Origin of the sequence: uncultured Bifidobacterium sp. (assembly GCF_959020145.1) — a bacterium.
Lineage (GTDB): Bacteria > Actinomycetota > Actinomycetes > Actinomycetales > Bifidobacteriaceae > Bifidobacterium.
The window spans coordinates 1-15,767 of sequence record NZ_CAUEQY010000027.1 but is presented as its reverse complement, the minus strand read 5'-3'; the positions used below and the strand labels follow the sequence as shown (position 1 = coordinate 15,767).

Genomic DNA, 15,767 nt, shown 5'->3' with positions numbered 1-15,767 from the left:
TTTCCTGCGAATACATGCACGCCATGGGCAATTCCGTCGGAAATATGGACGAATACACGGCTTTGGAACGCTACCCGCAGTATCAGGGCGGATTTATTTGGGATTTCATCGATCAGGCGATTCTCGACGGCAACGGCCGCATGTGCTACGGCGGCGATTTCGGCGACCGCCCGAGCGACTACGAATTCTCTGGTGACGGCCTGCTGTTCGCCGACCGCACGCCGTCGCCAAAGGCGCAGGACGTCAAGCAGCTGTATGCGAATGTGCACATTGCCGTCGATGCTTCCGGCATCACGATCATCAACGACAATCTGTTTGTTTCGACGGCTGATTCCACGTTTGTGTTGCGTATTTTGGCTGATGGCAAGACGGCTTGGTCTTCTTCGCGCCGCTTCGATGTTGCTGCAGGAGCAAGCGAACATGTTGAGATCGATTGGCCGATCGACGATTACCGCGCAGGTGCGAAGGAACTGGTTTTGGAGGTTTCCCAGCAGTTGTCTGCCGCTTGCGATTGGGCTCCGGCCGGTTATGAGCTTTCGTTCGGCCAGTGCGTGGTTGCGGGTGGCAAGAACGTCTCTGCGGGCGATGCAGTTAACACCACTTCCGATGGAGCGATCACCTTGGGCCGCTGGAATATCGGCGCACGCAGTGCGGGCCGTGAAGCCCTGTTCTCCCTTGCACAGGGTGGCATGGTGTCGTACAAGCTTGGCGAGCGCGAATTCGTGTTGCGCAAGCCGCTGATCACCACGTTCCGTGCGCTGACCGACAATGATCGCGGCGCGGGCCATGCGTTCGAGCGTGCGCAGTGGGCGGTTGCCGGAAAGTATGCGCGTTGCGTTGATACGAAGGTTGAGCCGCTCGGCGAAACCGCAGTTTCCGTCACGTACACGTATGAGCTTGCGATTGCGCAGCGCACGAAGGTCACCATTCGTTACGTTGCCGACGTGCTTGGCCACGTCGATCTGCATGTTGCGTATCCAGGTGAAAAGGACGGCGATCTGCCGACGATTCCGGCGTTCGGCATTGAATGGATGCTGCCGGTCGAGTATTCGAATCTGCGATTCTATGGCGTCGGCCCGGAGGAAACGTATGCCGACCGCAAGCATGCGAAGCTGGGCATTTGGGATACGAACGCCTTCCGCGATCGCGCGCCGTATCTGCTGCCGCAGGAAACCGGCAACCATGAGGACGTGCGTTGGGCTGAGATTACGGACGATTCTGGTCATGGCTTGCGCGTGAGCCAGACTGCGAATACTGAAACCGGCGTTACGAAGCCGTTTGCGATGAGCCTGCTGCCGTATTCGAGCACGATGCTTGAGGAGGCGCTGCATCAGGACGAGCTGCCGGAGCCGAAGCACATGTTCCTGCGCGTGCTCGCCGCTCAGATGGGTGTCGGCGGCGACGATTCCTGGATGAGCCCGGTGCACGAGCAGTATCAGCTGCCCGCCGACCAGCCGCTCAACCTCGACGTAGCCCTCGACCTGTTCTAGTTTCAAGGATTCAGTCGATTCCTACGTGCGAAATGTCTCCCGATTCTTGATTTCAAGGATCGGGAGGCATTCGTTGTGCCGCAAGTTGACTTTCGGCCTCACGATTCGCAGTTCTGTCTCACGATTTCGCAAGATCGTGCGACAATTCGGAAAAAACATGCGATCAGACCATCAAAATGGACGATGAGGGGGATTTTGTTGATGGCTTAAATTAGACAGATTGCCTAGAATGAGGGCAGAACTTCCGAAACGTTCGAGCGCAGGCGGGCAAATTCGCGCGCGTCCGAGCGTCACGAAGCACGCTCTTCCAGGAAAGGGGCCATCATGAGCGACGCAATGAACAACCCGTATGCGAACAATCCGAATCAAAATGGCAGCAACGAACAGCAGCCGCAAGGCCAGCCGGAATACGGGGCATACGCACCAAACCAGCAATCGCAATCCCAGCAGCAGGGCGGCAATCCCAACAATTCGGGCAATCCGTATCAAAGCGAGCCTCAGACCCCACGCTACTTCGGCGCTCCCAACGCCAACCAAAACCCGAACCAAAACGGCTTCTTCTACGCGAGCTACACCACCGGTCAGCCGTACGGCCAACCATACGGACAGCAGAACAGCCAATCCGACGCTGACAACGGCACCAACAATTGGCAGCCGATCAGCCCGTTCAAGCTCGTGGAGGAATGGCTCCCGAAGAAGGCAAAGAACGCGATCCGCGGCACGTATGCGGTACTCGGCATCGCCGCCGTCATTCTCGGCCTGGCACTGCTGATCTGGCCGGGCGCCACACTGAAGGTCGCCGCAATCGCGCTCGGCGCATACTTCGTGGTTTCCGGTGTGGTCCGCATTGTGACCGCAATCGTGGAACTCGGGCTTCCGGGAGGATGGCGCGTGCTTGACATTCTGATCGGCCTGCTGCTGGCCGTCGGCGGCATGGTCATGCTGAAGAACGCGGCGCTTTCCGCCGCCACACTCGCCGTGCTCATCACCATGGTGGTCGGTCTCGGCTGGATGCTGGAAGGCGTGATGGCGCTCGTGGAATCGTGGCGCATGCCAAGCTCCGCATGGGCTGTGATTTACGCGTTGCTGTCGATCGTCGCCGGCTTCATCGTGCTGTTCTCCCCCGTCAGCTCCACGACCTGGCTGATCCTGTTCGGCGGATGCGCGCTTGTGGCGATCGGCATCGTCGCGATCGTACGTGCGTTCACCTTCGGCAAGTCCAAGCGCAAGTAATTTTTTGCGGCGCGGGCCGTAAAGTCTGATTATCTCTGTTTTCCCAGGGGCACCAAGCAACAGCTCGGTGCCCTTTCCATAGCGAAATCGCTTTTTATACCAAGATTCAAAGTCGCACAACCATGAATCTTGGTATTAATACTGGTATATAATTGGGTATGAAATTCGGTTTTAAGAAAGGTTTATCATGGCAAGCGCACTTGACATACTCGATGACCTTGCTCCAATCAGCGAGCTCAGCAATGGTCGTACTTCCGCATTGTTGCAGCGGGCCGACCACGATCCAGTCATTCTGATCAAACGAAACAAGCCGTCCTACGTTCTCATGAATATCGAAAACTATCGCGCTCTCATGGAACGAATCGAAGACAACGAAGACTTGCTTCTTGCCGAAAAAAGACTCGCCAACAGTACTGGCACAACTATCAGCAACGAAGAGGTCATGCTCGATCTCGGCATTTCCCCAAGCGACCTCGCCGAGGCACCTGAGCCGGAACTCGCATGAACTGGCAAGTTGAATGGCTTGACGAAGCCAAGAAAGACATGCGCAAACTCGGCAAAGCCGAGCAAATCCAAGTACTCAAGGGAATCGAGAAAGTTCGCACAAACCCACTGCCCACCTCGCAAGGCGGGTATGGCAAACCGTTACGCAATGCCGAACGAACGAAACTTTCCGGGCTTTGCAAAATCAGATTCAGGGATATCGGCATTCGCGTTGTTTACAAACCGTTACTGCGAAATGGAATCATGACCATCATCGTCGTTGGCATTCGTTCCGATAGTGACGCTTACATCAAAGCCAACAAGAGACGCAAAGAATATGGACTATAAGATGCGTCCGCCAATTTTCAGCGAACGTTACTTTTTCTTCAAGATTAGCCGATGATTTTACAAAAGAAGTGACGATCGTCGCATGACATTGTCGATTTGCCCGACGTAAGATGAAGGCACAACAGAAGAACGAAGAAAAGAAAATAGACAACAAACACAGACTTACGGCAGCGGCCAGAGGAATGGACAAGAAAACAGATACGCGCCGCCAAGCCGAACGAAAGGAAACATCATGAAGAACAACACTTTCAACCAGGTCATCAACGCCAACCTCGCTTCCATCGATCCGGGCTTCGGCCAGTTCGCACTCGCCAAGGCTTCCTCCGACCTCTTCAAGAAGGTCCTCAACAAGTAAGACCGCTTCCTAGACGGGAGGCAAGGCGCAGGCGCCACAGCACCTCGCCCCTCTTCTTTCCAATCCTTAAATCACATAGCGGGAGGCCGCGGTTCCAAACGGAATCGCGGCCTCCCGCTTTTCACGTACGCCGGCTACCCCTCCTCAACAGCGAGATTGCGGGCGGCGGCGCGTTCGCGTGGGCCGCGCGTCACGTAGAAGCCGATTGCCACGATGACGAACATCACCGTGCAGCAGATCCACAGCACACGGCTGCCGAACGCGTTGAGAATCCAGCCTCCGACCAACGGCGAGAACGCGTTCGACAGCGACCACACCAGGTTGTATAACCCTTGGTAGGTGCCGCGCACATCCTTTGGCGCGATGTTCGCCACCGTTGTGGCGGCAATCGGGAACGTGCCCAGCTCGCCAAGCGTCCACAGCACAGTCGCGATTGCGAACGCCACCCACGAATTCGCGCCGATCTGGAACGCATATCCGACCGCCGTGATGGACATGCCGAGCACCAGCACTCGGGTGTTGCTCATCCGCTGGAACAGACCGATCGCGGGAATCTGCAGCAGACACAGCAGACCGCCGTTGATGGTCAGCAGACTGGAATATTCATCCGTGCCAAGGCCGATCTGCGTCATGGAAATCGGCAGGCCGCTGACGATCTGGTAATACGCCAGCGTGTACAGGAACATCAGCACCACCATCGACATCAGCGCGCCGTCGGCGCATGCGCGACGATAGCTGCGCCATACGGAGAACCGCTGCGGCCGCTGCGATTCGCCGGTTTGTTTCACAGCATGTTCCACGGCATTTCCCGCAGCTGATTCCGCGGCTTGCGACGCCCGCGCCGGCGCGACCTCGCCCCGCGGGCGCTTGCCCAGCCCGACTTCCTTGAAGAACACGATCATCAAGATCGTGGCGAACACCAGCACCGCGGCTTCCGCGTAGAACATCAGCGCATAGGAGATCTTCACCAACTGGTTGGCGATGATCGGGCCGATCGCGAAGCCGAAATTCGCGGCCCACGTCTGCAGCGAATACGCGCGCTTCTGTTTGCGGAACGGCACCACGTCGGACACGTACGCCGCGACCGCGGGCGTCGGCATGGATGAGATGGCGCCGTAGGCCAGCAGCGCGATCGCCATGATCCACGGATTGCCGATGAACGCCAGCAGGACCAGCATCGCGGCGGAGCCGAGATTGCCGATGACGATCATCGCCGGGCGGCCGAAGCGGTCGGACAGCGCGCCGCCATACAGGCAGCCGAAGATGCCGCCGAAACCGTACATGGAGACGATGGTGCCGGCCACGCCCGCGCTGACATGCATGTCAGACACCAGATACATGGAAAGGAATGACGTGACGAAGCGGCCCATCCACAGGATAAGCAGCGTGACCCACAAGCCCCAGAACATGAGGGGCAATCCGAAAATCTCTTTGTTCTTCTCCATTCTTGCCATCATATCGAGCAATATCGAGCGGACGCGACGCCAGTAGCCTTTTCCCGGGGTGCTGGGAGAATGGACAACTATGGCAATGAAAAAAGGACCGACCAAGGGGTCGGGTGGAAAGCATCGTAACGCGCTGAGGGGCAAGGGACCGACCCCCAAGGCCGAAGATCGCGTATATCACAAGGCTTACAAGGAAAAGCAGGCTACCAATCGTCGTAAGATGGCTGATCCGCGACTGGCGGCACGCCGTCGCGCGGCAAAGTTCAGCTCAGAATCCGACGATCTCGTCATCGGTCGCAACGCCGTTCTCGAAGCGTTGCGCTGCGGCGTGCCCGCGAGCACGCTGTATGTGGCCGCACGCATCGAGCACGACGATCGCACGCGCGAAATCATTCGTCTCGCCGGTATTCACGGACTGAACCTCATGGAAGCCGACCGACTGGAAATGGACCGTATCGCACGCTCCTCCAACCATCAGGGCGTGGTGATGAAGGCGCAGCCGTTCCAGTATTCCTCGCTCGCCGAGCTGGTGGAACGCGCGGACAAGAAGTCTCGTGCCATGGAAGCGGCCAACTCCGCAAGCGCACGCATTGCGGCACGTCCGCTGTTCATCGCGCTTGACGGCGTCACCGATCCGCAGAATCTGGGCGCGGTCATCCGTTCCGCAGCCGCATTCGGCGCCAACGGCGTGATCCTGCCGGAACGTCGTTCCGCTTCGGTCACCGCAGCCGCATGGAAGGTGTCCGCAGGCGCAGCCGCGCACATGCCGGTCGCCCGCGTGGTGAACCTCACCAAAGCCATTGAAAGCCTGAAGGAACGCGGATACTACAGCGTTGGTCTCGACGGTGGCGGCGACGCCCTCGTTGGCGAAACCGGTTTCGAAACCGATCCGCTGGTTGTGGTGCTCGGTTCCGAAGGCAACGGCCTGAGCCGTCTCGTACGCGAGACATGCGATTCCATCGCCGGCATCCCAATGTCGAACATGGTCGAATCGCTGAACGCTTCCGTCGCAGCGGGCATCACGCTGTATTCCGTCGCACGCGCCCGCCGCGAGGCCGGTGCCGCCGCTGACGCGAAGTAATCAACACGAAGCAACAGGAAGTAAGCACAACAAGGCAGCAAGTCCGAAATACATATGAGCGGATAGTCCATACGGATTATCCGCTCATTTTGTTGCGCAAATCTGTACTTGGATTGATTTTGCGCTTACCGCAGACCCACTCCCCCGCCAACGATCTCTCGCAACACGTTCTCTCACTTTCAAAAGTCAAAATTTTTTTGAGTTTTGAAAGTGAGGGGTGTGAAGGGATAACAAAAAGCGGAGGATTATTAGTGGTCCTCCGCTTAACGGCTCGGCCCTGCAATTTTTGACTGCGGCTACGCCGCAGACTCAATACTGCCTTCGGCGCGGCTATCGCCTCGTCTCAGGGCATATTGATAGAAAAAGCTCCACTGGAGCTTTTTCTATCAATGTGCCCATACAGCTGCGTCGGGATCGTCGTCGGGGTTGTAGCCGTCGTCGGGATCGTCGTAGGTGTATTCGTCGTCGATCACACCGGAATCGGCTTCGGCGTTCAACGCGTCCACATCCTTCGTGGTGAGCTTGTACTGCGGAAGCACCTTCTCCACATAGCTTTGCACCGCCTCGGCCATCGGCACATCATGACCCGCCTTCTCGGCCAGGAACCAACGGTGGTCAAGCACTTCATGGAAGAACTGAGCCGGTTCGATCTGCGAACGGTATTCACGCGGAATCATGCGCACGGTCGGTTCGAACACTTCGCGCATCCAATCAGTGGCGACAATCTCAAGATCCTCACCCTCACGCCATGTGGAAGCGCGGTAGGCATCCAAATCGTTCAACAGTCGACGAGCCTGATTCTCCTGCACATCAAGACCAGTCAAACGCAGCAGCTTACGATTCGCATAGCCGGCATCGACCACACGCGGACGGACCAGCACACGCTTGCCATCTTCGGCGGTCTTCATCTCCAGCTCATCCACATCAAAACCAAGCTCATTGAGCTTGTTGACGCGCTTCTCGATCTTCCACATCTCATCCGGACCGAACTTGTCGGTATCAGTCAGCGCGCTCCACAGCGAATGGTAACGATCCACCAAACGGTTGCCGATCGCAATTTCGTCAACACCGCTCGGCAGCAGCGAACCGGACGAAAGATCCATCAATTCGCCAATAATGTTCGTACGGGCCAAATCAACGTCGTACTCGCGCTGGCCTTCCGTCAGATTAATCTGCAGATCACCGGTTTCCGCATCAACCAAAAATGCGGAGAACGCGTAGGCGTCGCGCAGGAACAACACGTTCGACAGTGACACATCGCCCCAATAGAAGCCAGCCAAATGCAAACGCACCATCAGCACGGCCAACGCGTCGATCAGTCGTTCCGCGGTATCAGGGCGCAGATTACGCGCGAACAGCGCACGATACGGCAGTGAGAACTTCAAATGCTTGGTGACAAGGATCGCTTCCAGCGGCTCGCCTTCACGGCTATGACGGCCTGTGACCACGGCGATCGGCTGCACGGTCGGCAGTTCCAGCTTCTGCAGGCGACGCAGCAGCTCGTATTCTCGTTCCGCCACATTGCGCGTGATTTCCTTCATGGCGTACACTTCGTCGCCTACGTGCACGAAACGCACCACATGCCTGGAAATACCACGCGGAAGATTGGCCAGCAGGTCTTCCGGCCAAGTAGCCAGCGGCTTTTCCCACGGCAGGGTGAACATCTTTGGATTCGAGCTTGCGGCGGTGATTTTCAGCGCATGCGGCTCCGGAGATGAGGCAGCCGGATCTTCGGCCTTCACGGAAGTTGCTTTCAGCACACGGGGATCCATCTGTGGCAATTCAAGAGATTCCATGAATCAACAATTTACCTGTTGACCTACCCGAAGAAGCAAGTATGGACGAATCCGTTTCACCTGCCGATATGCGATGATCTCAATACTGGAATCTCACTATCCATCTCATATTACGATCGAATATTGCGATCGATGCTACAAACAGACATTACAAGCCGATATTGTGCTTGCGGAAAACAAAAGAAGCCCCGCACCAACGCGGGGCTTCTCCAACGAGACGATAAGAGAGGAAGAGCACGTCTCGTTTAATGGTTGACGGAAGTTCGCGCTTCCGCCAAGTTTTTATTCAGCCACCCGCCAGCCGATTTCCGTAAAGGATATTCCCCTGAAGAAACAGCCAACGGTTGGTTACTCGATATCAGCTCAGTTCAGACGCAGCTCGGTCGACGGAGCGAACAGGTGCATCTTGGACGGGTCGATCTTGATCTTGACGGTATCGCCGACCTTCGGAAGAGCACGCGGGTTCACGCGGATCGTGGTGAGCTTGTTCTGATCGGACATCATGGTGGATGCCTCGGCAGCGGAGCCATCGGTGATGATGTTGCCGTAGATGTAGCCATCGGAGCCCAGATCCTCAACGTTCATGACCTTGAGGGAGAAGGCGTTGGCGTCATCCGGGGCGGCCAGGGAAGCGTCTTCCGGACGGAAGCCGACGACGATCTGGTTGTTGTCTTCAGCGGTGAGCTTGTTGACAGCCTCGGCCGGCAGATCCACGGTGTCTTCGCCGATCTTTGCCTTGCCGTTGACCACCGGGTGGGTATTGATGTTCATCGACGGGGAGCCGATGAAGCCAGCGACGAAGACGTTGGCCGGACGATCGTACAGCTCGGTCGGGGCGCCGACCTGCTGCAGGACACCGAGCTTGATGACGGCGATGCGGTCACCCATGGTCAGAGCTTCGGTCTGATCGTGGGTCACGTACAGGGTGGTGACACCCAGCTGGCGCTGCAGAGCAGCGATCTGGGTACGGGTCTGTACGCGGAGCTTGGCATCAAGGTTGGACAGAGGCTCATCCATGAGGAAGACCTTCGGCTCACGGACGATTGCACGACCCATAGCCACACGCTGACGCTGGCCACCAGACAGAGCCTTCGGCTTACGATCGAGGTACTCGGTCAGGTCGAGGATCTCAGCGGCCTTCTCGACGCGCTTGCGGATCTCTTCCTTCGGGGTGCCGGCGATCTTCAGGGCGAAGCCCATGTTGTCGGCGACGGTCATGTGCGGATACAGAGCGTAGTTCTGGAACACCATTGCGATGTCGCGGTCCTTCGGCTGCATCGTGGTGACGTCCTTGCCACCGATGAGGATGCGGCCCTTGTTGACCTCTTCAAGGCCAGCGAGCATACGCAGAGTAGTGGACTTGCCGCAGCCAGACGGGCCAACCAGCACCAGGAACTCGCCGTCCTTGATGTCCATATTCAAATCATCCACCGACGGCTTATCGTTGCCCGGGTAGATACGAGTAACATGGTCGAATACGACTTCTGCCATGATTTGTCATCCTTTCAGAGGCAGGTACGTGCCTCACGATCCGTTGTAAAGGGATTTCTTTTCGGTGCCTCGCCTTGCGGCTTACGACTTCGACAAAGCCACAATTCAAAGCGTTAATTTATTTCTTTGGTTTAGCGAAGGTTCTCTTCGTTGAGCCACGTTCCATGATACATACAACGCTAAAACTGTCAATGCGTGTCGCGAGTCGCACTGTTTACCTACGTTGGCAGGGGGGGTTAACGGCGTAGTAAATACACGCCTTTATCGCCATCATGCAAGACAATGGTGCGGAGCGAAAGACAGAACAGGGAGGTTGCAGTGCGCAATATTAGAATCGGCGTGGTCGAGGATGATCCCGCAAGCTGCCAGCTGGTACTTGACTATCTCAACCGATATCAGCAGGAAAATGACGAACAATTCACCGTTTCCGTATTCGACGACGGCGCGAGAATCGTAGAGAAATATACCCCTGTTTACGATATTTTACTGCTCGACATCGAAATGAGCGAAATGGACGGCATGGCCGCCGCGAGACGCATTCGCGAGCGCGACGACAAGGTCGTGATCGTGTTCATCACCGCCGCACCGCAGTATGCGATCAGCGGGTACGAGGTGCGCGCATTGTCGTATCTGCTCAAACCCCTGCCGTGGTTCGCGTTTTCACAGGAACTCAAGAAGTCGATCGACATGGTGAGGCGCAATGGCGACGATTCCATGCTTATCGAAACCAGCAACGGGCAGATGCGGCTGAATCTTGCCGATATTCTGTATCTCGAATCGATCCGGCATACCATCGTCATCCACACGTTGGAAGGCAAACTGTCGAGCAATGGCACGCTCAAAGACATGGAAGCGAAACTCGCCGACCACCATTTCTTCCGCTCGAATTCCTGCTATCTGGTGAATCTCAAGCATGTGACGGGCGTCGCCGACCAGGATTGCGTGATGTCGAACGGCGAACAGTTGCGCGTAAGCCGACCACGCAAGAAGGCGTTCCTCGCCGCGTTGGCCGACTATATAGGAGGTGGCAGGTGACCAGCGTGATATTGCCGAATGCGCTGGCCGGATTGGCAGGAGGACTGGCAGGAGGCTCCTCTTCCATACCTTCCGTTTTGGTGACCGTGCTTTCGGCGCCGCCGATGACGCCAATCACCAACGCTCTGCCCGACATCCCCCGTTCTTATACGGCGATCTGCGAATGGGCCGCGTGCATGGTGTATATCGCGGTGTTGTATCGTCGCGTGCCGCTCCGACGGTCGATCATCGTCAGTGCGGCCGGATTGGCATCGCTGGTCGCGGTGCAGTATTTCGACGGCAGTATGCCGATCTGGTTCTGGATCATCGGTATGCTGCTCGCATTCGCCTGCATGTATGCGACGATTCTGCTCGGCGCGGGCACCGGCAAACGCGAGGGCCTGTATATTACGGCGCGCGCGTTCGTGCTGGCCGAATTGGTGGCGTCGCTGCATTGGCAGATCGTTACGTTCATTGGCGTGCGCGACGGATTCGCCGATTACGATTGGCGCGCGATCGCGCTGCTTGTCGTTACGTATGCGCTGTGCTTCGGTCTAGCTTGGATGGTTGAACGCGGCAATTTCAGCCAGGCCACACCTACCTTGCCGACCGCTTCCGCCGCGATTGCGACGATGGCCATCATGATCGTCACGTTCGCCATGAGCAATTTGAGTTTCGTGTCGACGAATACGCCGTTTTCCGGTTCGGTCGGCCAGGAAATCTTCTACATTCGCACGCTGGTCGATTTCTGCGGTTTCGCGATCCTATATGCGCAGCAGGAGCAGGCGCGCCGTATTGAGGCGAATACGGAACTCGCGTCGATCAACGCGCAGCTGGAAAGCCAGCATCAGGAATACCTGCAATCGAAGGAAAATATCGAATCGCTAGGCCGTCTTGCGCACGATCTGAAGCATCAGCTTGCGGCGTTGCGTGCCGAAGTCGATCCGAAGCATGCCGCGGCCGGCTTCGAGCAGCTGGAGCAATCGGTGCAGCGCTATAGCGCGCAGCAGCATACCGGCAATCCCGTGCTTGACGTTATTTTGACCACGAAAGAGCGCACGTGCGCCGATCGAGGCATTACGTTCACGGCGGTCGCGGACGGCTCGCTGCTAAGCGGCATGTCGTCGATGGATATCGCATCATTGTTCGGCAACGCGCTTGACAATGCGATCGAAGCGACGTCGAAATTGCCGAAACGTGAGCAGCGTCTGATCAAACTTGCGTTATACGAGCAGAATCGCTTTATTGTTATCCGGGTTGAGAATTATTACGATTCCCGATTGAAGAAGGATGCGGAAGGCAATCTGCGCACCACCAAGCGCGACGATCAGCATCGGCATGGTTTCGGCGTGAAGTCGATTCGTCATATCGCGCAGCAGTATGGCGGCGAAGTGACGATTCGCACCGAAGACCACTGGTTTGTGCTGACCGCGCTTATTCCGCGGAAAACCGGCCTTATGGCCATGTAGGACTGGCCATAAGGCTTAAGGCGGCTCCGCTAGTTTTCAAGATTCTGCGCAGCGGCATCGCCGTCAGACGCATCACCGGCATCACCGCCTGCCGATGCGTCGCCGCCAGCATCGCCGGCATTCGCCGCACCTCCAGCCGCACCTCCAGCCGCGCCGCCCGCCGCAGCGCCTCCAGCCGTATTGTCCGGACTATTCGCAGCACCACCGTTAGAGCCCCCGTTAGTGCCGATATTGGTGTTGTTCGTCACGGTGTTAGGAGTCGACGACGCCTCCTGGTATTGGTCCATCGCCTGCTGAACGGCGTCTTTGGCGGCATTCAGCGCGTCAACGGCGGCCGTCACGTCGTTTTCCTTGAGATTGGTGCCATTGGCAAGGTTTCTGGCCGAGTCAATCGCCTGCTGCAATGCCATGCGCACGCTGTCGTCGGCCACCATGCCGTCGGAATTGTCGAGCACGGACTGCGCCTGCTCGATCGCGTCATTGAGCTGGCCCTTCAGACGATTCTGCGTGGCCAGCACTTTGGAAGCGTCGACGGCTTCGGCCGCATTTGTAATCTTTTCGGCCTTGTCGTTCATGCTCCGTGCCTCGGATGCCATGGCTTTCGCGGATTTCTTCAGCTTGCTGATGCCCTGCGACGTGTCGCACGACAGGATTTTCGCTTCCTTCGCGTTAGATATGGCCGCATTGAGCTTAGTGACGGTGCTGGCGTCGGCGACTTGATCGGCAGTGACCTTCGCGCCGGTTTTTCCGATTTCCAAAGCGTCGGAAAGCGTGTTATTGGCACTTTGCAGCTGGCTCGTGGAATCCTGGCATTGCGCGGCTGCGCTGGTAATGGCTGATTTCTTGGAATTATTCGAAAGCATCCAACATGCAATACCGCCAATCAAAGCAATCACGACGATAACCGCAATCACGATAGCGACGATTTTGCCGGTATTCTTCGGTGGTACCGGAATTTCATTGCTGTAATCGCCGTAATCCTCGAAAACACTGAAATCGCTTACACCGTTCACATCGCTTTCTTGCGAAGCGACCGTCGGAGGCTTCGGCGGTTCGGACATGTCAGCCCCCATCACCTCGGTATCCGTCGGAAATTCCAGCCTGAAATTGTTGTCTTTCGTCATACGTCCTTCTTCATCATCGGGCGCTCAGCATCGACCATCTATACGCCGACCCCCTAGTTTACCGCCTAACACACCCTTCAACGCGCATTCGCCTTAATTACCTTCTTTTCCGCACTTTTCGATAGGCGCAAAGCGGCAAGCGGCTCCCCTAAACACGATGCGGTGAACGCACTCACCGCAACCGCGAATCCAATGGGCACAAACAGATTGATCGGAGCATCCGCAAGTTCCATCACCAAGCAAATCGCCATAAGCGGAGCCTGTTGGGAAGCTGCGAGCAATGCGCACGCACCCAGCAGAGCGTACATGCCAATCGAATTCGTGTGAAACACCTGCATCCACAGAACACCCAGCACAGCACCCCCCGAAGCGCCGAGCGCAATACCCGGCTGCAGCACACCGCCGGAAGCGCCGGAACGGATCGTCAGCAATGTGACAATCGCCTTCGCCAGGAACGAAACCAGCAAAATCGGCACCACCGCCAAATCAGCCTTGGACGAGAAACTCAACTGCGCGGTGGCACGGCCATTGCCCATAACCTGCGGCACCCAAATCGCCACCACGCCAGTCAGCAGGCCGGCGAGCGGCAACATCCACAGAATGCCCGCGCCCGACGGTTTGGACTTCTCAGCCCACTGCGAGCCGCGACGGAACAGTGCGCCGGCAGCGCCGAGAATCATGCCGGCAACCAGTGCGAACGCCATGTAATCAGGGGTGAACAGGCCGTCCGCTTTGCCGATCAGGTAGAACGCGTGCGTGCCTTTGACCAGCGACGCCACCCACGAAGCCAGCGCGGAACAGGCGAAAGCGAGCGTCACCGTTTCGAGGGTTATGTCGGCGAGCAGAATCTCGACCGCGAAAAACGTGCCCGCAAGCGGCGCGTTATACACGCCCGCAAGGCCGGCGGCGGCCGTAATGGCCACCAACATACGGGTGTCTTTCGCATCGAGACGCGCCCAACGCGCGAACCGCTGACCGAACATCGCGCCCAACTCGCGCGGCGCCACTTCTCGACCGATCGACATGCCCGTGCCGACGATGAAAATCTGCAGCAACACATGCACGACGGTCTGCCAAATCGGCATAATATCGCCATTTACCGCCTTTTTGACGGACGGCACCTTCGTACTGCGCGTACGCAACAGCCACCAAATCACGGCCGCAATGACCGCACCCGCGGTCACGGAAATCAGTCGACGAATCACAGGAACGTTGAACGGGCCAGATTCCTGCGAATTCTCAACATAGCCGAGCGTAAGATGCTCGACGCCGTACAGCATCAACGTCAGCAGACCGGCGGCCGCGCCAATGGCCACACCCACAATCGCCACCGCCGCAATCAGCGCCGGAATTCTGCCGATCTTTGGCTGCGTTCCTTGAGGATTCTGCGACTCCTGCGATTCTCGTGTTTTTTGCGATTCCTGCGATTCCCGCATCTGCCGCACTCCTTGCACACCGTCTCCTTCGTTCAATTCATTCCCCCAATTGTCCCACCTGCCGCAACGTTCATTTGTTACGCCCCGAGCGTGGCGATCGGCAGCACCAGAATGCCGTCATCACGCCGGTATGCAATATCACCACGCCCGACAATAAATGCCATGAATTCAGGCTCACGAACTTGAGATAGAGGATTTCCGCACACTTTTTCTTTGAAAGCATGTAGTTTGTCCACATTTTTCTCCATGACTTTCAAGTCGCTCAGCTTAATCTCCACCGCAGCCCAGCGACCATCCACCAATTCAAGAATCACATCAACTTCAAGGCCTTTTTCATCCCGATAATATGCGATTCGATTCGTGCCACCCATCGATTCGAGATACACACGCAAATCACGAATCACCAATGTTTCAAACAAATCTCATACTGAATCAGAGACAATAGTGATGACGCTCTCAGCTTATCCAGCACAACTCATTGCACATCATTTGATAGGGATTGCTGCGAGAGCTGCATCTTTAGGTCATCGACTTTTAATTCCAAACGTCTGATATAAAGCGCCTGTCGACGGATAATCAAATCACGCATATCATTTACCGGTTTCAGGGTTACCTTCATTCGTGCGACTGGAAGTAACCTCAGAATCGGGGAGATTCACTCTGTCTACCGTGCCTGGATCTTCTATTCGTATTGTCTTCCTCCAACGATGCATGCACCGTTCAATACGCTTTTCGCCTATCAACTCAGGACCGAGCCCCGCTTCGCGGAACAGCACAGTGGGAGATTCACCATTTTCAGCACTCGAAACGCATTCACGCTTGAACCACTCTGCATATCGGATACGTGAACCAGTAATACTTATGACCGCAGGCAGCGAAACCAGATATTGTGCTTGTTCCGGAGAGAATCGTTCGTCGCTCATGCTTACTTTTTCACTTCATCGTGCAATCATCTGTATGGGATTTGCCGGCCGAATTGACGTCCCGTATGCGGCGCCTCAT

Annotated in this window: 15 protein-coding genes; 8 read left to right on the top strand and 7 right to left on the bottom strand. The window is 56.7% G+C overall.

Annotated features, from left to right (window positions below):
- The 5 genes from Q5H33_RS06825 to Q5H33_RS06805 form a co-directional block, all read left to right on the top strand.
- Positions 1-1,490: glycoside hydrolase family 2 TIM barrel-domain containing protein (locus tag Q5H33_RS06825; RefSeq protein ID WP_302423697.1), on the top strand; the 1,490-nt coding region annotated here is incomplete at its 5' end.
- Positions 1,491-1,814: 324 nt separating this feature from the next.
- The gene (locus Q5H33_RS06820; protein WP_276340786.1) at positions 1,815-2,723 is read left to right on the top strand and encodes an HdeD family acid-resistance protein; all 909 of its coding nucleotides are present in this window, start codon (positions 1,815-1,817) and stop codon (positions 2,721-2,723) included.
- Between the two features lie 187 nt (positions 2,724-2,910).
- A complete protein-coding gene (locus tag Q5H33_RS06815) occupies positions 2,911-3,228 on the top strand; it encodes a type II toxin-antitoxin system Phd/YefM family antitoxin (protein ID WP_055063854.1) in 318 nt (105 codons plus the stop codon).
- Positions 3,225-3,554: a type II toxin-antitoxin system RelE/ParE family toxin gene (locus tag Q5H33_RS06810; protein ID WP_118250317.1), complete on the top strand. Its 330-nt coding sequence runs from the start codon at positions 3,225-3,227 to the stop codon at positions 3,552-3,554. The genes Q5H33_RS06815 and Q5H33_RS06810 overlap by 4 nt, the downstream gene beginning before the upstream one ends.
- 232 nt (positions 3,555-3,786) lie before the next feature.
- A complete protein-coding gene (locus Q5H33_RS06805; protein ID WP_004220960.1) occupies positions 3,787-3,909 on the top strand; it encodes a hypothetical protein in 123 nt (40 codons plus the stop codon).
- A 134-nt stretch (positions 3,910-4,043) separates the two neighbouring features.
- Here Q5H33_RS06805 and Q5H33_RS06800 read toward each other — a convergent pair whose 3' ends face one another.
- On the bottom strand, positions 4,044-5,354 hold the full coding sequence (locus tag Q5H33_RS06800) for an MFS transporter (protein ID WP_033524403.1): 1,311 nt from the start codon (positions 5,352-5,354) through the stop codon (positions 4,044-4,046).
- Positions 5,355-5,433: 79 nt separating this feature from the next.
- On the opposite strand from Q5H33_RS06800, the gene rlmB reads away from it, so the two are divergent.
- Positions 5,434-6,435: a 23S rRNA (guanosine(2251)-2'-O)-methyltransferase RlmB gene (gene rlmB / locus Q5H33_RS06795; RefSeq protein ID WP_004220965.1), complete on the top strand. Its 1,002-nt coding sequence runs from the start codon at positions 5,434-5,436 to the stop codon at positions 6,433-6,435.
- 386 nt (positions 6,436-6,821) lie between these two features.
- On the opposite strand, the gene Q5H33_RS06790 is transcribed toward rlmB, so the two are convergent.
- Both Q5H33_RS06790 and Q5H33_RS06785 read right to left on the bottom strand, forming a co-directional pair.
- A complete protein-coding gene (locus tag Q5H33_RS06790; RefSeq protein ID WP_004220967.1) occupies positions 6,822-8,231 on the bottom strand; it encodes a DUF4032 domain-containing protein in 1,410 nt (469 codons plus the stop codon).
- A gap of 363 nt (positions 8,232-8,594) precedes the next feature.
- Positions 8,595-9,722 carry an ABC transporter ATP-binding protein gene (locus Q5H33_RS06785; RefSeq protein WP_004220968.1) on the bottom strand — a complete coding sequence of 376 codons (1,128 nt, stop codon included), beginning with the start codon at positions 9,720-9,722 and terminating at the stop codon, positions 8,595-8,597.
- A 282-nt stretch (positions 9,723-10,004) separates the two neighbouring features.
- Between Q5H33_RS06785 and Q5H33_RS06780 the strand changes: the two genes are divergently transcribed.
- Positions 10,005-10,757 (top strand): LytTR family DNA-binding domain-containing protein, encoded by a 753-nt coding sequence (locus tag Q5H33_RS06780; RefSeq protein ID WP_302423684.1) that lies wholly within the window; start codon positions 10,005-10,007, stop codon positions 10,755-10,757.
- Positions 10,758-10,861: 104 nt separating this feature from the next.
- Entirely contained in the window at positions 10,862-12,205 is a 1,344-nt protein-coding gene (locus Q5H33_RS06775; RefSeq protein WP_065440063.1) for a sensor histidine kinase, read from the top strand.
- Positions 12,206-12,234: 29 nt separating this feature from the next.
- On the opposite strand, the gene Q5H33_RS06770 is transcribed toward Q5H33_RS06775, so the two are convergent.
- The 4 genes from Q5H33_RS06770 to Q5H33_RS06755 all read right to left on the bottom strand — a co-directional run bounded on the left by Q5H33_RS06770 (position 12,235) and on the right by Q5H33_RS06755 (position 15,688).
- Positions 12,235-13,329, bottom strand: a complete 1,095-nt coding sequence (locus tag Q5H33_RS06770; RefSeq protein WP_126016664.1) for an FIVAR domain-containing protein — start codon at positions 13,327-13,329, stop codon at positions 12,235-12,237.
- 77 nt (positions 13,330-13,406) lie between these two features.
- Positions 13,407-14,765, bottom strand: a complete 1,359-nt coding sequence (locus Q5H33_RS06765) for a chloride channel protein (protein ID WP_302423681.1) — start codon at positions 14,763-14,765, stop codon at positions 13,407-13,409.
- Between the two features lie 77 nt (positions 14,766-14,842).
- The gene (locus tag Q5H33_RS06760; RefSeq protein WP_065447125.1) at positions 14,843-15,184 is read right to left on the bottom strand and encodes a DUF4143 domain-containing protein; all 342 of its coding nucleotides are present in this window, start codon (positions 15,182-15,184) and stop codon (positions 14,843-14,845) included.
- 171 nt (positions 15,185-15,355) lie between these two features.
- Complete coding sequence (locus Q5H33_RS06755; RefSeq protein ID WP_259322720.1) at positions 15,356-15,688, bottom strand: HTH domain-containing protein; 333 nt, start codon at positions 15,686-15,688, stop codon at positions 15,356-15,358.
- Positions 15,689-15,767: the final 79 nt, after the last annotated feature.